Annotated in this window: 19 protein-coding genes and 1 pseudogene; 8 read left to right on the top strand and 12 right to left on the bottom strand. The window is 72.1% G+C overall.

The window, feature by feature from the left end; translation table 11 throughout:
• The first annotated feature begins 109 nt into the window (after positions 1–109).
• From FB470_RS07340 to FB470_RS07350, 3 genes are read left to right on the top strand one after another with little or no spacing between them, the layout of a single operon-like run.
• On the top strand, positions 110–2,722 hold the full coding sequence (locus tag FB470_RS07340) for an HAD family hydrolase (RefSeq protein WP_306989770.1): 2,613 nt from the start codon (positions 110–112) through the stop codon (positions 2,720–2,722).
• Complete coding sequence (locus FB470_RS07345) at positions 2,719–3,720, top strand: class I SAM-dependent methyltransferase (RefSeq protein WP_306989771.1); 1,002 nt, start codon at positions 2,719–2,721, stop codon at positions 3,718–3,720. The genes FB470_RS07340 and FB470_RS07345 overlap by 4 nt, the downstream gene beginning before the upstream one ends.
• A complete protein-coding gene (locus FB470_RS07350; RefSeq protein ID WP_306989772.1) occupies positions 3,717–5,069 on the top strand; it encodes a glucosyltransferase in 1,353 nt (450 codons plus the stop codon). The genes FB470_RS07345 and FB470_RS07350 overlap by 4 nt, the downstream gene beginning before the upstream one ends.
• Here FB470_RS07350 and FB470_RS07355 read toward each other — a convergent pair.
• Together FB470_RS07355 and guaB are read right to left on the bottom strand one after the other, a co-directional pair.
• Positions 5,066–6,199 carry a GuaB3 family IMP dehydrogenase-related protein gene (locus FB470_RS07355; RefSeq protein WP_306989773.1) on the bottom strand — a complete coding sequence of 378 codons (1,134 nt, stop codon included), beginning with the start codon at positions 6,197–6,199 and terminating at the stop codon, positions 5,066–5,068. The two genes, FB470_RS07350 and FB470_RS07355, sit on opposite strands and share 4 nt — an antisense overlap.
• A gap of 75 nt (positions 6,200–6,274) precedes the next feature.
• On the bottom strand, positions 6,275–7,777 hold the full coding sequence (gene guaB, locus FB470_RS07360; protein WP_306989775.1) for an IMP dehydrogenase: 1,503 nt from the start codon (positions 7,775–7,777) through the stop codon (positions 6,275–6,277).
• Between the two features lie 172 nt (positions 7,778–7,949).
• On the opposite strand from guaB, the gene FB470_RS07365 reads away from it, so the two are divergent.
• Positions 7,950–8,339 carry a DUF5319 domain-containing protein gene (locus tag FB470_RS07365; protein ID WP_306989777.1) on the top strand — a complete coding sequence of 130 codons (390 nt, stop codon included), beginning with the start codon at positions 7,950–7,952 and terminating at the stop codon, positions 8,337–8,339.
• Between the two features lie 138 nt (positions 8,340–8,477).
• Here FB470_RS07365 and FB470_RS07370 read toward each other — a convergent pair whose 3' ends face one another.
• The 5 genes from FB470_RS07370 to FB470_RS07390 all read right to left on the bottom strand — a co-directional run bounded on the left by FB470_RS07370 (position 8,478) and on the right by FB470_RS07390 (position 12,726).
• Positions 8,478–9,419, bottom strand: a complete 942-nt coding sequence (locus FB470_RS07370) for an anti-sigma-D factor RsdA (RefSeq protein WP_306989778.1) — start codon at positions 9,417–9,419, stop codon at positions 8,478–8,480.
• Positions 9,420–9,992, bottom strand: a complete 573-nt coding sequence (locus FB470_RS07375; protein WP_306999120.1) for a sigma-70 family RNA polymerase sigma factor — start codon at positions 9,990–9,992, stop codon at positions 9,420–9,422. It abuts the gene before it with no gap.
• A 252-nt stretch (positions 9,993–10,244) separates the two neighbouring features.
• Positions 10,245–10,841 carry a response regulator transcription factor gene (locus FB470_RS07380; protein ID WP_017986686.1) on the bottom strand — a complete coding sequence of 199 codons (597 nt, stop codon included), beginning with the start codon at positions 10,839–10,841 and terminating at the stop codon, positions 10,245–10,247.
• Positions 10,842–10,982: 141 nt separating this feature from the next.
• Positions 10,983–11,819, bottom strand: coding sequence for a hypothetical protein (locus FB470_RS07385; RefSeq protein WP_306989780.1), 837 nt, complete (start codon positions 11,817–11,819; stop codon positions 10,983–10,985).
• Between the two features lies 1 nt (position 11,820).
• Positions 11,821–12,726, bottom strand: a complete 906-nt coding sequence (locus FB470_RS07390; protein ID WP_370876656.1) for a MerR family transcriptional regulator — start codon at positions 12,724–12,726, stop codon at positions 11,821–11,823.
• 266 nt (positions 12,727–12,992) lie between these two features.
• On the opposite strand from FB470_RS07390, the gene FB470_RS07395 reads away from it, so the two are divergent.
• Entirely contained in the window at positions 12,993–13,295 is a 303-nt protein-coding gene (locus FB470_RS07395; RefSeq protein WP_306989782.1) for a WhiB family transcriptional regulator, read from the top strand.
• A gap of 39 nt (positions 13,296–13,334) precedes the next feature.
• On the opposite strand, the gene FB470_RS07400 is transcribed toward FB470_RS07395, so the two are convergent.
• Positions 13,335–13,928, bottom strand: coding sequence for a TetR/AcrR family transcriptional regulator (locus FB470_RS07400; RefSeq protein WP_306989783.1), 594 nt, complete (start codon positions 13,926–13,928; stop codon positions 13,335–13,337).
• Positions 13,929–14,002: 74 nt separating this feature from the next.
• Between FB470_RS07400 and FB470_RS07405 the strand changes: the two genes are divergently transcribed.
• On the top strand, positions 14,003–14,743 hold the full coding sequence (locus FB470_RS07405) for an SDR family NAD(P)-dependent oxidoreductase (protein ID WP_306989785.1): 741 nt from the start codon (positions 14,003–14,005) through the stop codon (positions 14,741–14,743).
• Positions 14,744–14,902: 159 nt separating this feature from the next.
• Here the strand turns inward: FB470_RS07405 and FB470_RS07410 are convergent.
• The 4 genes and pseudogenes from FB470_RS07410 to FB470_RS07425 form a co-directional block, all read right to left on the bottom strand.
• Positions 14,903–15,207: pseudogene (locus tag FB470_RS07410) on the bottom strand (leucine zipper domain-containing protein); the annotation flags it as partial.
• Positions 15,208–15,355: 148 nt separating this feature from the next.
• Complete coding sequence (gene groL / locus FB470_RS07415) at positions 15,356–16,972, bottom strand: chaperonin GroEL (RefSeq protein WP_306989787.1); 1,617 nt, start codon at positions 16,970–16,972, stop codon at positions 15,356–15,358.
• Positions 16,973–17,049: 77 nt separating this feature from the next.
• On the bottom strand, positions 17,050–17,343 hold the full coding sequence (groES, locus tag FB470_RS07420; protein WP_026153773.1) for a co-chaperone GroES: 294 nt from the start codon (positions 17,341–17,343) through the stop codon (positions 17,050–17,052).
• Between the two features lie 627 nt (positions 17,344–17,970).
• A complete protein-coding gene (locus FB470_RS07425; protein ID WP_306989789.1) occupies positions 17,971–18,825 on the bottom strand; it encodes an NADP-dependent oxidoreductase in 855 nt (284 codons plus the stop codon).
• Between the two features lie 67 nt (positions 18,826–18,892).
• Between FB470_RS07425 and FB470_RS07430 the strand changes: the two genes are divergently transcribed.
• Together FB470_RS07430 and FB470_RS07435 are read left to right on the top strand one after the other, a co-directional pair.
• Entirely contained in the window at positions 18,893–19,276 is a 384-nt protein-coding gene (locus FB470_RS07430) for a winged helix-turn-helix transcriptional regulator (protein ID WP_306989791.1), read from the top strand.
• Between the two features lie 141 nt (positions 19,277–19,417).
• Entirely contained in the window at positions 19,418–21,319 is a 1,902-nt protein-coding gene (locus tag FB470_RS07435) for an N-acetylmuramoyl-L-alanine amidase (RefSeq protein ID WP_306989792.1), read from the top strand.
• Positions 21,320–21,887 lie beyond the last annotated feature (568 nt).

Consider the following 21,887-nt stretch of genomic DNA (forward strand, 5'->3'; position numbering starts at 1 on the left):
CAGTAGTAAGTTACTCATCAGTCGGGGCAACCACGATGAAATCCGTAACGTATCTCGTCCATCTGAGTGATTCTCTGTGTAGCAGCAGTCACACGATGGGGAGACCACGTTGTCCGTACCGCCCTCGCTCGCCCGCGTCCGTCGCCTGATCACCGACGGTTCGTGCGCGGCGCTGTCCCTGGACGTCTTCGACACGATCCTGTGGCGGCGCACGCCGCGGCCGACCGATCTGTTCGCCGTGCTGGGCGCGCGGCTGGTCCGCGACGGCCGGTGCCCGGACTGGGTCACGCCCGCGGCGTTCCGGCGGATGCGCATCGTCGCCGAGCAGGCGGCCAGACGCGCGGACGAAGCTCTGGGCACCGAGGTCTCGTTGTTCGACATCTGGCAGCACATGCCGTTGCGGATCTTCAACGCCGATCTGTCCGAACTGGTCCACGCCGAGGTGCTGTGCGAGCGGGACTTCACGGTGCCCGACCTCGACATCGCCGAACTCGTCGAACTCGCCGGCAAGCACCACGTCCCCACCGTGCTGGTGTCCGACACCTACTTCACCGAGGAGCACCTCACCGAACTGCTCGACCGACCCGGGCTCGGCGCCCTGCGCGAGGCCCGGATCTTCCGCTCGCACCAGCATGGTCTGGACAAGACCGACGGGCTGTGGGAGATCGTGCTCGACGCGCTGGACGTGCATCCCGAGCAGATCGTGCACATCGGCGACAACGCGATCGCCGACATCGAGGTCCCGCAGGAGCTGGGCATCCGCACCGTCCACTACGAACGGCTGGACGAGCGGTTCCTCGCCGTCCTGGAACGCGAACGCGAGCCGCTCGGCCTGGAGGACCCGCTCGGCGATCACCTCGACACCGACGAGGGCGACTTCGGCCTCACCAGCCTGCGCGCGAAGACCCTCCAGCGCGTCGATCCCGGCGCCCAGACGCCGGTGCGCACCGCGTGGCGCTACGGCGCGTCCGTGCTCGGCCCGGTGTTGACCGGGTTCGCCGAATGGGTCGCCGCGCGCGCCCACGAGTCCGGCATTGCGGTGCTGTGGTGCCCGATGCGCGAGGGGACCCTGCTGTCCGCACTGATCAACAACGCGGCGCAGGCCCGCGGCTGGACCGTCGAGGCCCGTCCGGTGTGGCTGTCCCGGCACGTCACCTCGCTCGCCGCGCTCGACCCCGCGGACGCGGGCTCGCTGCGCGAGTTCGTCCGGCAGCGCCACGGGCTCACCGTCCGCCAGCTGCTCCAGGCCCTGCACCTGCGGCCGGGCGAGGTCCCGCCGCTGGCCGAGATGCTGGACACCGTCCTGGACAACGACCGCGAGATCGACCTGATCAGCGACGTGCTCACCGAAACCGCGCACCTGCGCAACCGGCTGACGGTGACGGTGACCCGCATTCGTGAGCGGGTGGTGCGCGAGCTGCGGCGGACGGGCATGCTCGAGGAAGCCGAGCCGGCGCTGGTCGACCTCGGCTGGGGCGGCACCATCCAGTTCTTCCTCGGCCAGGTGCTCGAGCAGGCCGGCACCGGGGCTCGCCCGGCGGGCTTCTACCTCGCCACCGACGACCGGTCCACCCGCGTGTTCCGCGCCGGGTTGCGCATCGAGGGCTACCTGAGTCAGGGCGGCCACCCGCCCGAGATCGCGCGGACCATCAGCCGCAGCCCCGAGGTGCTGGAGCAGTCGGTCAACGACTTCTGCGGCTCGCTGCTGGACTTCGCCGACGACGGTTCGCCCGTCCTCGGCCCGGCCTCCGACAGCGAGGCCCAGCTGGCGCAGCGGCGCGCGGTGCAGGACGGCATCCGCGAGTTCCAGAACCAGTGGTACCGCTACGCCGAGGACGGCTGGCCGGACCTCACCGGCACCGCGCGGCACCGGCTCGCGAACATCCTGGTGTCCGCCCTCAAGGCGCCGACAGCCGAAGAAGCCGCGGTGTTCGGCAACTGGGCGCACGAGGACAACTTCGGGTCCGCGCTGGTCACGCGGGTCGTCCCGGAGGACCTGGTGCCCGCCGTCCCCTACCTCTCCCCCGGCGACCTGGCCGATCTGACCATGCGGGACGCGTTCTGGCCCGCCCTGCTGGCCGCCTCGGACACCCGGCTCGCGGCGGGGGCCCGCGCCCTCGCGGACAAGCAGGTCGACCCCGGACTCTTCGAGCCGTCCGACGAGCCGGCCATGACCAGGCTGAGCGTGCGCACCGGCGACGGCGAGTGGCAGGACGGGCCGGGGCGCCGCGTCCGGATCAACCACAACGGACTGTCCTTCGCCCGGCTGGACTTCCGCGCCGCCGACATCACCGACCTGGCACTGGCGATCCCGGGCCGTCCCGCGCTGGTGCGGATCGACTGGGTCGAGGTCAGGGCGCTGGTGCCCGGCCAGGCCGTGCCCCGGGTCGAGCGCTGGGACAAGCCGGACGACTTCGCCGGCCTGATCCACGCCGCGTGCCGCTGGCTGGGTGGGACCCTGTTCGAGTTCGACGGCGACGAGTCGGCGATCTGGTTCCCGGTCGGCGCCCGGATGGGCGCCCCGGTGACGTCCGGGCAGGTGACCGTGGCGTTCGCGATGCTGCCGAAGTCGCGCACCGGGCTCGGCGGACGTCCGCCGTCCGCGCCGCGGCTGACCAGGGTGACCAGCCGGGTGCGCGAGGAGTACCGCACCCGCGGACCGGTCGGGCTGGCCACCTCGGCGGCCCGGATCGCCGTGCGGCAGCTGCGGAGTGGCAAGTGAACGACTACGGCACGCGCGAAGACCCGCACGCCCAGGCGCGGGCGGCCCGGCAGCTGCCCCTGCTGCTGCACTCGCTGTCCTGCTTCCGGGAGATCTTCGAGATCGTCTACGCCCACCACCCGATCTCCACGGTGGTCGAGGTCGGGGTGGAATCCGGGCAGGTCAGCGGCATCTACGCCGAGCTCGGCGCGTCCGCGGTGTACTGCGTGGACCCGGCGCCGACGGAGAGCCTGCGCGCCGCGATCGCCGCGAACGAGGCACTGCACCTGGTCGAGAACTGGTCGCCGGACGTGCTGGCCGACCTGCCGGTCGCCGATCTGTACGTGCTGGACGGCGACCACAACTACGCGACGGTGCGCGCCGAACTGGAGTGGGTGCTCACGCACGCCCCGGACGCCGTCGTCGTGCTGCACGACCTGCTCTGGCCGTGTTCGCGGCGGGACCAGTACTACGAGCCGTCCGGCCTCGCGGCCGAGGACCGTCACCCGTCCAGTTCGGACGGTCCGACGATCTGGCACGACGAGCTGACCCCGGCCGGTTTCGTGGGCCTCGGCGCGTTCACGTGCGCGCAGGAGGCCGGTGGCGAGCGCAACGGTGTGCTCACCGCGGTCGAGGACGCCCTGGCCGCGCACGACGGCTGGCGGCTGGCGATGATCCCGGCGATCTTCGGCGTCGGCGTCCTCACGCGGGACGAGGCGCTGCTCACCGCGCTGGCGCCGTACCGCGACTCGACGTTGCTGTCCACCATGGAGAACAACCGGCTCGCGCTGTACACCCGGTTGCTGCAGCTGCAGTTCGAAGCGGTCGCGCACTCCGGTCACGCCGACCAGCTGGCCGAGACGATCGCCCGGCAAGGGCGCGACATCGAGCGGCTCACCGGTGAGGCCGCGGGCCTGCGCGCCGAGGCCGACGACCTGCGACGGCAGAACGAGCGGTTGCGCGCGATGCTCGACGAACGTCCCGCGACGCGGGCCGGCCGCGTCCTCCGACGGCGGTGAACCGGCCCCGCATCGCGACGGTCGCGGCGAGCCTCGGGTGGGTGCTCGCCGCGACCTGGGTGCAGCTCATGCGCAGACCCGGCCTGCGGGTGTACGACGTGGTGTGGGCGGAGGACGGCGGGGTCTTCCTCAACCAGGCGATGCGGCATTCGTTGTGGCACAACGTGGTCACGCCGCACGCCGGGTACCTGCAGGTGGTCGCGAAGCTGGTCGTCCAGCCGGTCGCGGCGCTGCCGCTGTCGTGGGCGGCGGCCGGTCTCGCGACCGGGGCCGCGCTGGTGGTGGCGCTGATCTCGCTGCTCGTGTGGTTCCGCAGCGGCGCCGTGCTGCGGTCGACGTGGGCGCGGGTGCTGGTGACGGCGATCGTGCCGCTGCTGCCGCAGGCCGGGTTCGAGGTGAACGCGGCGGTCAACGATCTGCACTGGTACCTGGCGTACGCGGCGTTCTGGGTGCTGCTGGCGCCGCCGCGGTCGGTGCGCGGGCAGGCCGGCGCGGCGGCGGTGGTGGCGCTGGCAGCGCTTTCCGATCCGCTGACCGCACTGGTGCTGCCCGCGGCGATCGTCGGGATCGTGCGCGCTCAACGGCGTCGGATCGCGTGCATCGCGCCGGCGGTGATGGTGGTGGCGCTGGCCGTGCAGGGCTGGGTGCACCTGACGCGCGCCGCCGGGTACCGGGCGAGCGAAACCGTGTGGGGCGAACTGCCGTCGATCTACGGGTTGCGGGTGCTGCTGAGCGCGGTGACCGGCGACCGGTTGCTGGGGCCGGTGTACCGCTCGTTCGGCCTGGCGCCGGTGGCGGTCGCCGGCGTGGTGGTGGCGCTGGCGGTGGCCGCGCTGCTCTGGCGGGCGGAGCGGGTGGCGCGGCAGGTCGTGGCGGTGAGCCTGGTCTGTTCGGTGGCGTACCTCGTGGTGTCCGTGGGGTTGCGCGGCACGGGCGGTTTCCTGGACCGGGCGGAGTTCTCGCTGAACGGGTCGCGGTACGCGATCGTGCCGCTGCTGCTGGTGTGGGTGGCGGTGGCGGCCCTGCTCGACCGCCTGCGCCCACGGGCGGTCGTCGGCGGGGTGGTGGCGGTGTTCCTGGGCGTGCAGGTCCTCAGCGACTGGGGCGCGGCCGGGGTGCGGGCCGGGGGGCCGTCGTGGCGCGCATCGGTGGCCGCGGCGCGTTCTGCCTGTGCCGCACCGGCCCGCGCACCCCAACCGGCGCCGCTGGTGGCCGAAGAGGACGGCCCGTACGCCGCGCCGATCACGCCCGGCCCCGACGACGTGACGATCATCGTGGCACCCGAGCCGCCCGCCGGGGAGCCGCTGCTGTTCGCGGTGGTGGCCCCGTGCGCGGAGTTGCGGGGTTAACGGCGGACGGAGAGCCCCACGCGCTGGAACTCCTTGAGGTCCGAGTACCCCGTCTTGGCCATCGCGCGGCGCAGGCCGCCGAAGAGGTTCACCGAGCCCTCCGCGTCGGACGAGGGGCCGAACAGCAGGGTCTTCAGGTCGACCTCGATGTCCGGTCCGGCCGCGACCCGCGAGCGCGGCAGGTTCGGGTGCGCGGCGGCCGCCGTCCAGTACAGGCCGTGCCCGGGCGCCTCGGAGGCGGCGGCCAGCGGCGCCCCGACCACCACGGCGTCCGCGCCGCACGCGATCGCCTTCGCGATGTCGCCCGAGCTGGTCATCCCGCCGTCGGCGAGCACGTGCACGTACCGGCCGCCCGTCTCGTCCAGGTAGTCGCGCCGGGCGGCGGCCGCGTCGATGATCGCGGTCGCCATCGGCACGCCGATGCCCAGCACGCGGTCGGTGCTCGTCACGCCCGGCGTGTACCCGTGGCCGACGATCACGCCCGCCGCGCCGGTGCGCATCAGGTGCATCGCGGTCCGGTAGTCGGACACGCCACCGGCGATCACCGGCACGTCCAGACCACCGATGAAGTCCTTGAGGTCCAGCGGATCCGCGTCGTCGTGCGCGACGTGCTCCGCGGAGATGATCGTGCCCTGCACGACCAGGATCTCCACGCCGGCGGCGATCAGGTGCGGCGTCAGCTCGGCGGCGCGCTGCGGGCTCACCCGCGCGGCGACCGTCACACCCGACTCGCGCACCTGCCGCATCGCCTCGGCCAGCAGCTCGGGCTGGACGGGCGCGGAGTGCAGTTCCTGCAGGGTCCGCACCAGCGCGGTGCGGTCCTCGTCCTTGGCGGCGTCGACCAGGCGGAGCAGCGCCCGCTCGGCGTCGGCGTGGCGGGCCCACAGGCCCTCGGCGTTGAGCACGCCCAGACCGCCCAGCTTGCCGACCTCGACCGCGGTCGCCGGGGACACCACCGCGTCCGTCGGGTGGGTGACCAGCGGGATGTCGAAGCGGTAGGCGTCGATCTGCCACGCGGTGGACACGACCGCCGACGACCGGGTCCGCCGCGACGGGACGATCTCCACGTCATCGAGGTCGTACGCCCGCCGTGCGGTGCGTCCCATGCCGATCTCGACCAGATCGCGCACGTCAGGTCCCTTCTCGCCGCCAGTGGTTGACGCCCCATTGTCGCTAGGCCACCGGTGTGACCTGCGCGCAGGGGGTCAGCGCGAGGTGTAGTTGGGCGCCTCGACCGTCATCGTCACGTCGTGCGGGTGGCTCTCCTTCAGGCCGGCGGCGGTGATCCGCACCAGCTGAGCCCGCTGCAGCTGTTCGATCGTCTCCGCGCCCGCGTAACCCATGCCCGACCGCAGGCCGCCGACCAGCTGGTGCACGACGTTGACGAGCGGGCCGCGGAAGGGGATGCGGCCCTCGATGCCCTCCGGCACCAGCTTGTCCTCGCTCAGCACGTCGTCCTGCGAGTAGCGGTCCTTCGAGTAGGACTTGCGCCCGTCCCGCGACTGCATCGCGCCGAGCGACCCCATGCCCCGGTAGGTCTTGAACTGCTTGCCGTTGACCAGGATCAGGTCGCCCGGCGACTCGGCGGTGCCGGCGAGCAGGCTGCCCAGCATCACGGTGGACGCGCCGGCCGTGATGGCCTTGGCGATGTCGCCGGAGTACTGGATGCCGCCGTCGCCGATCACCGGCACGCCGGCCGGGCGGCAGGCCTTGTCGGCCTCGTAGATCGCGGAGATCTGCGGCACGCCGACGCCGGCGACGATGCGGGTGGTGCAGATCGAGCCGGGCCCGACGCCCACCTTGACCGCGTCCGCGCCCGCGTCGACCAGCGCCTGGGCGCCCGCGCGGGTCGCGACGTTGCCGCCGACGACGTCGACGGTGTCGCCCAGCTCCTTCTTCAGGGTGGCGACCATGTCGACGACCGCGCGCGAGTGGCCGTGCGCGGTGTCGACCATCAGCACGTCCACACCCGCGTCGGCGAGCGCCATCGCGCGCTGGTGACCGGCCGCGCCGACGCCGACCGCGGCGCCGACGACCAGGCGGCCGTCCGGGTCCTTGGTCGCGTGCGGGTACTGCTCGGTCTTGACGAAGTCCTTGACGGTGATCAGGCCGCGCAGCTTGCCGGCGCCGTCGACGATCGGCAGCTTCTCGATCTTGTGGCGGCGCAGCAGGCCCAGCGCGGCGTCCGCGGTGACCCCGACCTGCGCGGTGATCAGGTTCTCGCGGGTCATCACCTCGCTGACCGGGCGGCTGTGGTCCAGCTCGAACCGCATGTCGCGGTTGGTGATGATGCCGACCAGCGCGCCGGAGGCGTCGGTGACCGGGAGGCCGGAGATGCGGAAGCGGGCGCACAGGGCGTCCACCTCGGCGAGGGTGTCGTCCGGCGAGCAGGTGACCGGGTCGGTGACCATGCCGGCTTCGGACCGCTTGACGACCTCGACCGCCGCCGCCTGCTCCTCGATCGGCAGGTTGCGGTGCAGGACGCCCATGCCGCCCTGGCGCGCCATGGCGATCGCCATGCGGGCCTCGGTGACGGTGTCCATGGCCGCCGAGATCAGCGGGATGCGCAGGGTCACGTTCCGGGACAGCCGGGTCGACGTGTCGACACTGCTGGGCACGACGTCGGACTCGGCCGGCAGCAGCAGCACGTCGTCGAAGGTCAGCCCGAGCATCGCGAACTTGTCTTCCGGGGCGAACTCGCTCGTCATGTGGGTGGCTGACCTTCCTGGCGGTGGCGGGTGAACCTGACCTCGATGGTATCTGGCGGCCGGGCTCATAACGCCCGGGCAGGGGCCCAACGTGACCGGGGAAACTCGGCTCCGTTCCCGCGACGCAAAGGCCCTGGACAAGCAACCCGGTCGGGCGGGTACGGTTCGACGCGTGCCGCACGAAGTGTTGCCCCCCGACCCGTTCGCCGACGACCCGGACGACCCCGCTCGGGAGCTCGCCGGCTTCGGGGACGACGAGCTGGCCGAACCGATGGACGCGCAGGCGCGCGCCGAGTTGCTCGCGGACCTGTCTGACCTCGCGGTCTACCAGGCGCTGCTGGAACCGCGCGGGGTGCGCGGGATCGTGGTCGACTGCGGCGAGTGCGATCAGCCGCACTTCCACGACTGGCACCTGCTGCGCGCGAGCCTCGAGCAACTGCTCGCGGACGGGCGGATGCGCCCGCACGAGCCGGCCTTCGACCCCGACCCGGCGGACTACGTCAGCTGGGACTACTGCCGCGGCTTCGCCGACGGCATCACCACGACCGAGAACGCCTACTGATCGAAAGACGGACGAGGGCCCGGCCACAGCGGCCGGGCCCGTTTCACGCCCGGGGCCGCCCAGTGGTGGGCGATGCGCCACCAGGCCCCACGGAAAGAGGCCCGGCCGCACCGGCCGGGCCTCCTCGTGTCTCGCGGGTCAGTGTGAGCTGCTCGTGGTGCCGCTGTCGACGCCGGCGGGCTGGCCGGAGCCGGAGCCGGTACCCGCGGCCGGGGTGTCGTAGCGGATGGTGCTGCCCGACGTGCCGTCGCCGGGCGGGGTGGTGCTGCTCTCCGTCGACGGGGTCGGCGAGGTCGTGCTGCTCGGCGACGGGGTGGTCGTCGTGGTCGGCTGGGACGACGAGGTCGTCGACGAGGACGGCAGCCTCGTGGAGCTCACCGGCGGCATCGCGGCCGACGTGGGCGACGACGTCGACGAGTCGGGCGTGCTGGTCGAGGAATCCGGCAGCATCGAGGCGAGCTGCTGGTGCTCGGCCATCAGCTGGCTGAGGTTCTCCTCCTCGGTGACCTGGCTCAGCTTCGCGGCGGCCTCGGCCAGCGCCCGCTGCGCCTCGGCGATGCGCCCCTGGGACAGGGCGATGCTCGCCTGCTGCATGTCGATCCGGGCCGCGGACGCGGCCTCGACCGACCGCGCGTGGTCGGCGTAGAGCACCTTGGTCAGGCCCCACAGCGTGTCGCCGGGCTGGGCGTCCCGCGCGGCGATGCTGGTGCCGGTGAACCCGATGGCGAGGACCGCGGCGGCCGCGGCGACCGGCACGAGCAGACGGCGACGGCGTGCCCGCTGCCCGTGGCGGCGGGCCAGCGCGGCCGTCTTGATCGTGGTGACCGCCGTGTCGGTGTCGATCAGCTCGGCGAGCGGCTCGCTGTCGATGTCCCGTCGCCAGGACAGCAACAGCGCGTTGAGTTCCTGGTCACCGAGGTCGTCGGCGATGCCCGGGTCGGACCCGCCGAGCGAGTCCAGCAGACCGTCGTCGGCGCGGATCGCGGTGAGGTCCGCCTCGAACTCCGCCTGTGACGAACTCATGGTGGGGTCGAACTCGAGCTCGTCGAGCTCACGTCTGACGTCGTCGCGATCGGTCACTCAGGCCACCTCCTCGGACGCCAGCGCCTTGCGGAGCCGGGCCAGCGCGCGGTGCTGGGCGACCCGGACGGCACCCGGCGTCGAACCGACCGCATCGGCGGTCTCCTCGGCGGACAGGCCCACGACCACTCGCAACACCACGATCTCGCGCTGCTTGTCGGGCAGAACCCGGAGCAGCTGTGCCATGCGCTCGTTCAACTCCCCCTGCAGTGCGCGTTGTTCCGGCCCGATGTCGCCCTCGATCTCGTCGGGGATCTCGGCGACCGGCTCGGCCCGGTTGCGCGCGGCGGCCCGATGCGCGTCGGCCACCTTGTGCTGGGCGATGCCGTACACAAAGGCCAGGAACGGGCGCCCTTGGTCACGGTACGAAGGCAACGCCGTGAGCACTGCGAGACACACCTCCTGAGCCACATCGTCTGCCGAGGCGAACGACCGCTCCTGTCGTCCGACCCTGGCGCGGCAGTACCGCACCACCAGGGGACGGATAGCGGCCAGTAGCCGCTCGACCGCCTGGGGATCCCCCTCGACAGCGGCGGCGACTGGCTCATCCAGCCCGTCCCCCACATTGGCCATCGCAGACAACAGTCCCAGCGTTACGTGTAGGCGTGCAAAATTAACGGCGCGGCAATCCCCACATCGCTCACACCGGTGATGCCTACGGTACCTGGCGACGCCGGTGTCGCGTGTGCGTGGTCGGCTCTCGAGCCGCGCCGGCCTCGCCGAACCGAGGCCGCCCAGTATCGCACGGATGTGGCTTGAGGGGGGTGTTCGAGTGAAGCGGCGCGCGGACCCGCGAAAATTATTCGCCGAATCCGCGCGTCCGCGTCAGGAGACGAGCCCGCGGCGGAACCCGTGGGCGACCGCCTGCGCACGGTCCCGCACGCCGAGCTTGCGGAACAGCCGCCGGGCGTGGGTCTTGACCGTGTCCTCGGACAGGTAGAGCTCGCGGCCGATCTGGCCGTTGCTCTTGCCCTGGCTCATCCCGCGCAGTACCTGCAGCTCCCGCTCGGTGAGCTGGACGCCCGGGTCGGCCGGCTGGCGCGGCGCGGGCACGGAGGTGCTGGCGAGGGTGTGCGCGAGCGCGGCGACCAGCTCCGGCCGGGACGCGTCCCAGCGCAGGTAGCCGCGAGCGCCGCCGGCGATGGCGGCGGCGATGCTGCCGGCGTCGTCCGGCGCGCCGAAGACGATCACGTTGGCCTGAGGGTTGGCGGACACCAGCCGCCGAGTCGCCTCCACCCCGGCCGGCATCGCGCGCTGGGTGCCGACGAGCACGACGTCGACCGGCTGCCGCGAGTACCGGGCCAGCAACTCGTCACCGTGCGCTACACAGTCGATGCGACTGACACCGGGGACAGCAGACATCACGCGGGTGAGCCCTTCGCGGACACTGCGTCGGTCGTCGCAGATCAAGACCGTCGTCACGGGTGTTCCTTCCTGCAGCCGGGTGACATTCCATATCCCCTATCGGACGCTTGAGGCCGTACCTTGACACGATCCGGTGGCTTTTTTTGGAAAGTCTTCGCCCGGATGTCGGTATGGCCGTCCAGAGCCCCGCACCCGGGGTCAGACCGGTACCCACGGTGATTCACGTGCCAGCCGCCTCCCCTCGGGGTCTGAGCTTAGTAACACTGCGTGTAACACCGCAGCGGTTCGAGCGCGGTGGCGGGCCGCCTGCGCGGGCCACAGATCCGCCGCGATGAGCCCGGCGGGCCAGGACAACGAGGACAATTCGTACTTGTCCGCCGCCGCGAGCGCGCCGGAGACGAGGTCCCCGGCTCTTCGCTTGTGCCCGATGGCGCCGAGCGCGGCGGCCAGCACCAGCCGGGACTTGACGGTGTGCCGGACCGATCCGGCGGCCGTGGCCTCCTCGAGGGCCGCCTCGGCGGGCGCGGTGGCCGCGCGGGCGTCACCCGAGGCGAGGGCGAGCTCGGCGGTGACCCAGCCGAGCCGGACCCGCGTGCGCCAGTTCCGCACCGCCTCGCCCGCCCGGTCGAGCACCCGGCGGGACGCGCTGAGCCGTCCGGTGCCGAGGTGGTCGGCGGCGAGACCGAGGAGTGCGTCGGCGAGCGCACCCGGGGCGTCCAGCCCGTCCGGGTCGGCGTCCGACGCCGCCCCGGAGGCGCGGCGCAGCGCGGCACCGTCCAGTCCGCGGGCGGTGGTGTGGCCGCCGAGCTGGCGGCGGTGCGAGGCGAGGGCGCTCAGCGCCAGTGCGGCGATCACCGGATCCCGATCGCGGGCGAGCGGCTCCAGGAGAGCCGACGCCGCCGCGTAGCGGCCCTGGGCGCCGAGCACGATGGCACCGAGCAGGCGCCGCCTCGGTGGTCCGCCGGACGCGAGGACGTCCGGCGTCGGCGCGGGCCGGTCACCGAAGGCCGCCCGTCGGAACTCGATCTCGGACACCTCACTTCCCTACCAGGACGTACTCGATGCGGTCCGTCGCCATCCGCAGACCGGGCAGCAGCTCGACGCGCTCGGGCAGCGCCGGCCCGCGCCAGCCGTCACCGACCGCGAACAGGCGGCTGCGCAGCCCGCCGCGGGACACCTCGGGGAACAGCGCGGGGTCCGCCTTGCCCCCGTGGTCGGCCCACAGCACGACGGCGGCGGGCGAACTGCGCCGGACGGCGGCGGACAGCGCGGGGCCGGGCAGCGGCAGCCCGAACAGCTGACATCCGATGCGCCGGCCGGCCAGTCCGGCGGCCAGCACGTGCAGCGGCAGCGGGTCCGGCTCCTCCGGCGCGCGGCTGAGCAGGACCGGACGCTGGTTGCGCGGGTGCTCGAGCACGGGCGTGGCGCGCACGACCGCGGTGAGCACCGACTCGGCCAGCAGGGCGTGCACCTCGACCCCGGCCGGGGTGCCCGGCCAGCCCGCCCCGCAGGCGTCCAGGACCGGGGAGATCACGCCCTCCCACGCGTCGATGACCCCGGCCGCGCCGATGGCGTCGTCGAGGGTCTGTTGCACGGCCCGCCCGTCGAGCGCGACCGCTGCCGAGCGAAGCCGCCGGGCGGCGGCGCCGTTCTGGGCGGCCGTCAGCTGCTCCGCGGGCGGCGGGAGGGGCTGGGGCGGGGCCTGCGGCGCGGATCCGGACGACTTGGGGATCTGCTGGAGCGCGTAGCGCGCGGCCTCCGCGGTCGAGGCCCCGCGCAGCAGGGCGCGCTGCATCAGTTCGAGGCGGCCGATGTCGGCGGCGCAGTAGCGGCGGTGCTTGCCGCCGGTGTGGCGGCTCGGCCCGAGACCGTACCGGCGGTCCCAGGTGCGCAGGGTCGACGGCGCGACACCCAGCCGCCGGGCGACGGCGGCCACGGGCATCGTCGGCTCGACCTGACCGGCACCCCTGGGACGGCTCACCCGAACCAATATCCCGGTACCACCCGAACGGGGCAACCTGAATCAGTTTCGGCATTTTCCCTGTTTAAAGCCGTGATCTCACGCGCAAGGGGGACTCCTAACGGCTGAATCGCCTGGTTTCCCTTGAACAACTATTGGCGCGCTTCTAACGTTACGGCCGTTGCGCCATTTGGAGTAATCGCCGGGCAACAAAGCAGGGGTGTCAGACCGAATCGGAGGCGGTCACGATGGCAGACACGCGCAGGCTTCCGGGCCCGAACGCCGATATCTGGGAATGGCAGCTCCGGGGGTCGTGCAGGGGGATGGACAGCGGCGCCTTCTTCCACCCGGACGGGGAGCGGGGGCCGGCGAGAGCGCGACGGGAAGCTCGCGCCAAGGCGATCTGCCAGTCCTGTCCGGTGCTGCGCCTGTGCCGGGAGCACGCGCTCGCGGTCCACGAGCCGTACGGGATCTGGGGCGGGCTGTCGGAGGCGGAGCGGGAGACGATCATCCGGACCGGGAAACCGCAACTGACCCTCGCCGGCCAGTAACCGGAACGGAAAATCCGACGGCACCCGGCTGAACGCCCGTCAGCCGGGTGCCGTCGCCTTTCGCAGAAATCGCGGCCACGCGGTCATCGCCGCGTCGATGACCGCTTCCAGGTCGGCCAGTTCCGCGCCGTCGCGCGCCTGAATCGACATCCCGTGCAGAATCGTGCCGTAGAACCGGACGATCGCGTCGATGTCGACATCTTCTTCCGCCGCGGCCCGCAACCGCGCGGCGAGGGCCGCCAGATTGTTCCGCCGCTTGGCGGCGAGGAAATCCCGGATGCCCTGATTCTGTTCCGTGCAGTTGATGGCGGCCAGCACGACCATGCACCCGCGCGGGCGCCCCTCCGCGACGTACTCGCGGGCGGTGTCCCGCAGCCACCGTTCGACGATCTCCCTGGCCGTCCCGGTCTCCGGCGGCTGGTGCCCGAACCGCTCGCGGTAGCGGTCGACCGCCTCGCGGAAGAGCGACTCCTTGCCGCCGAAGGCGGCGTACAGGCTGGGCGAGTTGATGCCCATCGCCGCGGTCAGGTCGGACAGTGACGTGCCCTCGTAGCCGCGCTCCCAGAACACGTACATCGCCTCGTCGAGGGCCGCGTCCCGGTCGAAGGCCCTCGGGCGTCCCCGTGGTGACATGGTTCGCATTCTATAGCGATCGGCACAGAAGTCGCTCTAACTTCTGTGCCGATCACTACAGAAATGGAGGCCTCATGGGGACGCTGGACGGCAAGGTCGCGCTCGTGACCGGGGGCAGCAGGGGAATCGGCGCGGCGATCGCGCGGAAGCTGGCCGCGGAGGGTGCGGACGTCGCGGTGACCTACGAACGGTCCGCCTCGCGCGCGGCCGAGGTGGTGGCGTCGATCGAGGGGCTGGGGCGCAAGGCGCTCGCCGTGCGGGCGGACAGTGCCGACGCGGCCGCCCTGACCGCGGCGGTGGTCCACGTCGCGGAGGCGCTCGGCGGGCTGGACGTGCTGGTCAACAACGCCGGGGTGTTCCCGCGCGGGACCGTCGAGGAGATGAGCCTGGCGGACCTGGACCGGATCCTGGCGGTCAACGTGCGGGCGGTGTTCGTCGCGACCCAGGCCGCCGCGCGGCACCTGCGTGCCGGGGGCCGGGTGGTGAACATCGGCAGCACGGTCGGGGAACGGGTGACCGGGCCGGGGATGAGCGCGTACGCGGCCACGAAGGCCGCCGTCGTGGGGATGAGCCGGGGGTTCGCGCGGGACCTCGGGCCGCGGGGGATCACGTCGGTGGTGGTTCAGCCCGGCCCGACGGACACCGACATGAACCCGGCCGAGGGGCCTCGCGCCACGAAGACCCTGGCCCTGTCCGTCGTCGGGCGGCACGCGTCACCGGACGACGTGGCGGCGACGGTCGCCCACGTGGCCGGGCCCGGCGGGGCGTTCATCACCGGCTCGGTGATCACCGTCGACGGCGGGGTCAACGCCTAGGTGTTCTGTTCGGAGAGGTTGGGAACGCGGCTGGGGCGGGTGGTTGGCCTGCGAGTGCGGTGATTGCAGGTGCGCTTGGCGGCGTTCGGTCTCGGATTGGTGGGTCCGGTCAGAGGCCCATTCGTCGAGCAGGGTGCGGTCGAACCGCTCGACCTCGTCGCGAGGCACCGTCGATCCGAGCAGGTAGCCGAGGTGGGCGGTCACCAGCGGCGGATCACCCGAGAGGTTGATGGTCCGCCGCTCGGCGCGCGTCGGCGTCTGATCCGGGCTGGCGTGCGGGCGGCTGGACCGGTCGGCCATGCCCGCTGTGCCGTGGTCCGGGTAGCGGCCGGCCCGCCGGCACGCGTCGAGGCCCACACCTGGAACCGCTCCGCGACCCGCCGCAGCAACCACCCGTCCGCAACGAAGCCGCGGGCCAGGCGCAGTCTCCCGACCGGGGTCAGGGGCGCGTCAGCGCGGGCCACGAGGGCCGTCCGTTGGTGGGATCTCGCAATCCACACCGAACCCCGGAGGCTGTCCCCACGATCGCAACCGCCCAGGGCAGTACACCTGAGTCAGGTACGCAGAAGAGAGGGCCCCCGCCGTCGGCGAGGGCCCTCTTCGCTGCCGTGATCAGTGTGCGTGACCGTGGCCGTGGCCGGTGTTCTCCGGCTCCTCGGCCGGCTTGTCCACCACGGTGCTTTCCGTGGTCAGGACGAGCCGGGCGATGGACGCCGCGTTGGCGACGGCCGAGCGGGTGACCTTGACCGGGTCGACGATGCCGGCCTGCAGCAGGTCGGTGAGCTCGCCGGTGGCCGCGTTGAAACCGTGGCCCCAGCCCTGCTCCTGCACCTTGGACACGATGACCGCGCCCTCGTAGCCGGCGTTCGTGGCGATCCAGTGCAGCGGCGCGGTCAGGGCGTCGCGCACGATGCGGACCCCCGTCGCCTCGTCGCCGGTCAGGCCGAGGTCGCCCTCGAGCTCCTTCACCGCGTGGACGATCGCCGAACCACCGCCGGGCACGATGCCCTCCTCGACGGCCGCCTTGGTGGAGGCCACGGCGTCCTCGATGCGGTGCTTGCGCTCGTTCAGCTCGGTCTCGGTGGCCGCGCCGACCTTGATCACCGCGACGCCGCCGCCGAGCTTCGCCAGGCGCTCCTGCAGCTTCTCGCGGTCCCAGTCGGAGTCGGTGGTCTCGATCTCCTTGCGGATCTGCGCGATGCGGGCCTCGATGTCGGCCTTGGTGCCGGCACCGTCGACGATCGTCGTGTTGTCCTTGGTGATCTCGATGCGCCGGGCGGTGCCCAGCGAGTCGAGGCCGATCTCGGACAGCTTGAGGCCGACCTCCGACGAGATGACCTGCGCGCCGGTGACGACGGCCAGGTCGTCCAGGAACGCCTTGCGGCGGTCGCCGAAGAACGGCGCCTTCACCGCGACCGCGACGAGGGTCTTGCGCAGGGCGTTGACGACCAGGGTGGACAGCGCCTCGCCCTCGACGTCCTCGGCGATGATCAGCAGCGGCTTCTTGGCCTCGGCGACCTTCTCCAGGATCGGGAGCAGGTCGGCCAGCGCCGAGATCTTCTCGCGGTGCAGCAGCACGTAGGCGTTCTCGAGGATCGCCCGCTGCTCCTCCGGGTCGGTCGCGAAGTGCGCCGACAGGTAGCCCTTGTCGAACTGCACACCTTCGGTGATCTCGAGTTCGGTGGCCAGCGTGGAGGACTCCTCCACGGTGATCACGCCGTCCTCGCCGACCCGCTCCACGGCCTCGCCGAGCAGCGCGCCGATGGTGGCGTCCCGCGAGGTGACCGTGCCGACCTGGGCGATGTTGTCGCGGCCCTTGACCGGAGTGGCCTTGGACTTGAGCACCTCGATGACCTTCTCGGCGGCCGCCTCGATGCCCTTGCCGAGACCGGCCGGGTTGGCACCGGCGGCCACGTTGCGCAGGCCGACCTTCACCAGAGACTGCGCCAGCACGGTGGCCGTGGTGGTGCCGTCGCCGGCGACGTCGTTGGTCTTGGTGGCCACGTTCTTGGCCAGCTGGGCACCCAGGTTCTCGAACGGGTCCTCCAGTTCGATCTCCCGGGCGACGGTGACGCCGTCGAGGGTGATCGTGGGCCCGCCGAACTTCTTGTCGAGCACGACGTGGCGACCGCGCGGGCCGAGGGTGACCTTGACCGCGTCGGCGAGCTTGTTGACGCCGCGCTCGAGGGCTCGACGAGCGTCCTCGTCGAAGTTGATCTGCTTGGGCATGGAAGTCCTCTCAGACAGCAGAACGCCCCGTCCCCGGCTTTCCAGCGGGGCCCGGGGCGTTCACCGCAGCGCCTTTGTCAGTTGACGACAGCCAGCACGTCGCGGGCCGACAGGATCAGGTAGTCCTCGCCGTTGTACTTGACCTCGGTGCCGCCGTACTTCGAGTAGATGACGACGTCACCGACGTTGACGTCGACGGGGATGCGGTTCCCCTTGTCGTCGACGCGGCCCGGGCCCACGGCCAGAACCTTGCCCTCCTGGGGCTTTTCCTTCGCGGTGTCGGGGATGACGAGGCCGGACGCGGTCGTCTCCTCGGCCTCGCTCGTCTGGACAACGATCTTGTCCTCGAGCGGTTTGATGTTCACGCTCACCGGGTTGACCTCCACGGGTCGTCGAAAGCGTTGGCAGGTACTTACTGGGTTTCGGCGCCTACCACCCCCGCCGTCGCGGGTGCCGGGGCGTGTGCGGTGCCTTCGATTAGCACTCTAGCCACGGGAGTGCTAGCCGCGCAAGGAGGGTCCCCCGGTGCCGCGCGAACCGCACCACAACCCGCCTGACCGGGGACTTTGCCCCGCGACCAGCAGCGGTGCCCGCCACGCCAGGATTCGCGGCATTTCTGCACCGCGACGGCCACGACGACCGGCACGACGACCGCCCCGCGGAGGCAGGTGAGGCGGTTGGAGACGTTGCGGGCCGGGGCACCGGCCGAACACATCAGCGATGGCCGATCAGTTCACCGGAGCGCGGAGGTCGCACCTGGTCACGCAGCGATACCGCCATCTCACCCTTTGAGCGGTGTTGACCACCGGTCGCGCTCCCTACCTTGGGAAACGGCCCGGACACGACTGGAAGGAATGGTGTTTTCCATGGGTGGTTGCAGCTGTTGCAGCTCGTGCAGTGGCCCCGGTTGCGGTTGCTGCGGAGGCTGCAACTAGATCCGGCCTCGACCTGAGCGGCCCCGGGACCCCAACGGCGCGGTCCCGGGGCCGCTCGTTCGTCTACACGGTCAGCACGATCTTCCCGCGCACCCGGCCGCTCTCGCTCAGCTCGTGCGCCTTGGCCGCCTCCTCGAGCGGCAGGACCTGCGAGACGTGCACCCGCACGCCCGCCACGGCACGAACGAGTTCCGCCGCCGACGGCTGCACGAAGAACCGCCGGTACCGCGGATCTCCGGCGGCATCGTTGCCCTGGGCGTCGATCAGCACGCCGTCCGGCTTGAGCACCTCCAGCGACCGCGCTCCGTAGGCACCGCCGACCAGGTCGCACACGAGGTCCACATCGGACACGACGGCCGTGAAGTCCACCGCCGTGTGGTCGATGAGCTCGTCCGCGCCCAGGGACCGGAGGAACTCGTGGTTCGCCGCCCGGGCCGTGCCGATCACGTACGCGCCGCGTGCCCGCGCGATCTGCACGGCGACGTGCCCGACGCCGCCCGCCGCGGCGTGGATCAGCACCCGCTGCCCGGCGCGCAGGTCGGCCAGCGCCTGTGATGCGGTCAGCACCGCGGTGGGGAGGGCGGCGGCGTCCACGTGGTCCAGCGACGCCGGTTTCGGGGCGAGGGTGTCGCGCGGCACCGCCACGTACTCGGCGTACGCGCCCCACCGCGACAGCACCAGCCCGAACACCTCCTCGCCGGTCTCCTCGACCACGCCGGAGAAATCCAGCCCGAGCCGGAACGGCGGCTCGAACCCGAGCCCGTCGACCAGCCCGCGGCGCAGCTTCCAGTCCGCCGGGTTCACCCCCACCGCGTGCACCCGCACCAGCACCTCACCCGGGCCGGGCACCGGCCGCGGGGCGGCGACGACTTCCAGGACCTCGGGCCCGCCCAGGGCCCGGACATCGACGGCTTTCACACCGGAGATCGTCACCTCGGGCGGTATCCGTTGTGAAGAAGGCACCTTCCTGATATCCAGGTACCTCGTGGATACCGTCCAGTCCTACCTCCGCGCCTGCCCGGCCCGCACGGTTCTCGACGTGCTCGCCAACAAGTGGACGCTGCTGGTGCTCAGCTCCCTGCGCGGCAGCGACGGGCCGGTGCGGTTCAACGAGCTGCGCCGCCGCCTGGAGGGCATCACGCAGAAGTCGCTCACCCAGACCCTGCGCGCCCTCGAGCGCGACGGCCTCGTCGCCCGCGCCGTCTACCCCACGGTGCCGCCCCGCGTCGAGTACTCCCTCACGAGCCTGGGCACACAGGTCGGCGACATGTTCACGGTGCTCGGCGAGTGGGCGGAGGAACACGTCGGCGAAATCCTCGCGGCCCGGGAGGCCTTCGACCGGCGGCCGGAACCCGAACCGGTCCGCTGAGGCAGCTCCACTCCCCTGCCACCCGATCGGGTGGGTCCCGTTTACCCGGACCGCAGGCGTCAGCAGGCCGGCTACGAAAGGTAGTTCCGAGTCTCGTTGACAGTGTGTAGTTTTCTCGCTGCATTCTCTGAGGGAGGCAGCATGACGTCGTTCACCCGCCGCGGTGCCCTGCGCGCGCTGGCCGCCGGCACGGCCGGGGCGGCTGTGGTCGCCGCTCCCGGCGCGTCGGCCGCCGCGGGTTCCGCGCGGCAACGGGCGTTCGCGGACGCGGCGGCGGAGTTCGGCGTTCCGGAGTCCGTGCTGCTCGGCGTGTCGTATCTGAAGTCCCGCTGGGACTCCCACGGTGGCGCGCCGAGCACCAGCGCCGGGTTCGGTCCGATGCACCTGACGGACCTGCGGGCGGTCGCGGCCGGGGGCAGCCACCACGACAAGGGCGCCGAGGACCCGCGCGGCGACCTCGCCCGGGGGGTGCTCGCGCCACGGAGGTCGGCGGCGCTGCAGACGGTGGACCTCGCCGCGTCGCTGACCGGGGTGGACGCCGCCACGCTCCGCACCGACCCGGTGCAGAACATCCGCGGTGGCGCGGCGGTTCTGGCTCAGTACCAGCGCGAACTCGGCGTGCGCGCGGACGGGCCGGCCGGCTGGTACGGCGCGGTCGCCCGCTACAGCGGGGCGTCCGACACGGGCGCGGCGACGTTCTTCGCGGACGAGGTGTTCGCGACGATCGCCGCGGGCGCTCACCGCACGACCGACGACGGGCAGGCGGTGACCCTCCCGGCGATTCCGGTGTCGCCGCAACGCGAGCAGGTGCGGGCGCTCGGGCTGGCCGCGGTCGCCGAGGGTGCGGCGGAGGCCCCGCCCGGGCTGGCCGTCGAGTGGATCCCGGCGCCGTACCAGGACCTCGGCGACGGCAACTACGGCAACTACGACAAGGCCGAGCGGCCGCACTCGCAGAAGATCACCCACATCGTCATCCACGACACCGAGTGCACCTACGACGCGGCGATCGGCCTGGTGCAGGACCCGACGTACCTGGCGTGGCACTACACGCTGCGCTCCACGGACGGGCACGTCGCCCAGCACGTGCTGACCAAGGACGTCGGCTGGCACGCCGGCAACTGGTACGTCAACGCGAAGTCGATCGGCGTGGAGCACGAGGGCTTCGCGGCCCAGGGCAGCTGGTACACGGAGGCGATGTACCGCGCGTCGGCGCAGCTGGTGAGGTTCCTGGCCGCGAAGTACCGGATCCCGCTCGACCGCGAGCACATCATCGGCCACGACAACGTGCCCGGCACGACGCCGGAGACGGTGGCGGGGATGCACTGGGACCCGGCGCCGTACTGGGACTGGGCGCACTACTTCGACCTGCTGGGCGCGCCGCTGAACGCGCGACCGGTGCGGCAGCCGACCGGGCTGGTGATGATCAAGCCGGATTTCGCGTCCAACCCGGCGGGGTACACGGGGTGCGATGCGTCGGCGCCCGGTGCCGCGTGCCCGGCGCGCGGTTCGTCGGCGGTGTTCTTGCGCACCGAGCCCCGGGACGACGCTCCCCTGCTGGCGGATGCCGGTCTGCACCCGGACGGCGGACCGTCGACGGCGGCGATTTCCGACGTCGGCAGCCGGGCGTCGACCGGGCAGCGGTACGCGGTGGCGGAGACGCGCGGCGAGTGGACCGCGGTGTGGTTCCTCGGGCAGAAGGGCTGGTTGCGCTCGTCGGGGGTGGTGCCGGTGCTCGGGCAGGTGGTGACGCCGCGGCCGGGGTTGTCGTCGATCCCGGTGTACGGGCGGGCGTATCCGGAGGCGGCGGCCTACCCGGAGGGGATCACGCCGCAGGAGATCGTGCCGTTGCCGTACACGCTGGCCGCGGGCCAGAAGTACGCGGCCGGCCCGACGCTGGAGAGCGAATACTTCTGGGCGACGACCTTCGACCCGGCGTCCCACGTGGTCGTCCGCGGCGCCACGAAGTACGTGCAGATCCAGTTCGGCCATCGAGTGGCCTTCGTCCAGCTCGACGACGTGGTGGTGGCCCGCACGAGTCCCTGAGGCCCGGTTGCCTCTCCTTGCTCGCACCGCTTCCCGCCGCCTCCCGCGGTGGGCAGGTGGGTGGGCAACTGGCTGAGCCACTTCACCACTGGTGGTCGCCTCGACATTGGAGGTGCGCGCCAGTGGCTCAGCCACTCGACCAGTCGTCTGGGCGCGGTTCCTCCTCGGTTCAGTGGCTCAGCCACCGGACCGGTCGACCAGACAATCGATAGGAGCCGCAACCGGACCCCAATCCAAGGGACTCAAGGCGGCAAAGCCGCTCCGCCGAATCAGGCCTCAAGCGAAACGATTTCCCTCCGCGCCGCCAACCGCACCGGCCACACCGCCGCCGCCCGCACGTGGGACCTGGGCGGCCTGCTGACACTCACCGCCGGCGGCGCGCTCGGCAGGCACCTGCCCTACACGCAAGGGGCGGACGTGCAGCTCTGGTCATCCCGCCAGCTCAGGCCTCAAGCGAAACGATGTCCCCTCCGCGCCGCCGACCGCTTCGGCCGCACCGCCGCCGCCCGCATGTGGGGGCCTGGGCGGCCTGCCGGCACTCGCCACCGGCGGCACGCTCGGCAGGCAC

It is taken from the genome of Amycolatopsis thermophila (genome assembly GCF_030814215.1).
Taxonomy (GTDB): Bacteria; Actinomycetota; Actinomycetes; order Mycobacteriales; family Pseudonocardiaceae; genus Amycolatopsis_E; species Amycolatopsis_E thermophila.

Excerpts from the sequence above, each read along its gene's own strand:
- FB470_RS07375 (WP_306999120.1), bottom strand. The coding sequence starts at position 9,992 with ATGGCCAATGTGGGGGACGGGCTGGATGAGCCAGTCGCCGCCGCTGTC.
- groL (WP_306989787.1), bottom strand. The coding sequence starts at position 16,972 with ATGCCCAAGCAGATCAACTTCGACGAGGACGCTCGTCGAGCCCTCGAG.
- FB470_RS07405 (WP_306989785.1), top strand. The coding sequence starts at position 14,003 with ATGGGGACGCTGGACGGCAAGGTCGCGCTCGTGACCGGGGGCAGCAGG.
- FB470_RS07435 (WP_306989792.1), top strand. The coding sequence starts at position 19,418 with ATGACGTCGTTCACCCGCCGCGGTGCCCTGCGCGCGCTGGCCGCCGGC.
- FB470_RS07390 (WP_370876656.1), bottom strand. The coding sequence starts at position 12,726 with ATGCCCGTGGCCGCCGTCGCCCGGCGGCTGGGTGTCGCGCCGTCGACC.
- FB470_RS07395 (WP_306989782.1), top strand. The coding sequence starts at position 12,993 with ATGGCAGACACGCGCAGGCTTCCGGGCCCGAACGCCGATATCTGGGAA.
- FB470_RS07400 (WP_306989783.1), bottom strand. The coding sequence starts at position 13,928 with ATGTCACCACGGGGACGCCCGAGGGCCTTCGACCGGGACGCGGCCCTC.
- guaB (WP_306989775.1), bottom strand. The coding sequence starts at position 7,777 with ATGACGAGCGAGTTCGCCCCGGAAGACAAGTTCGCGATGCTCGGGCTG.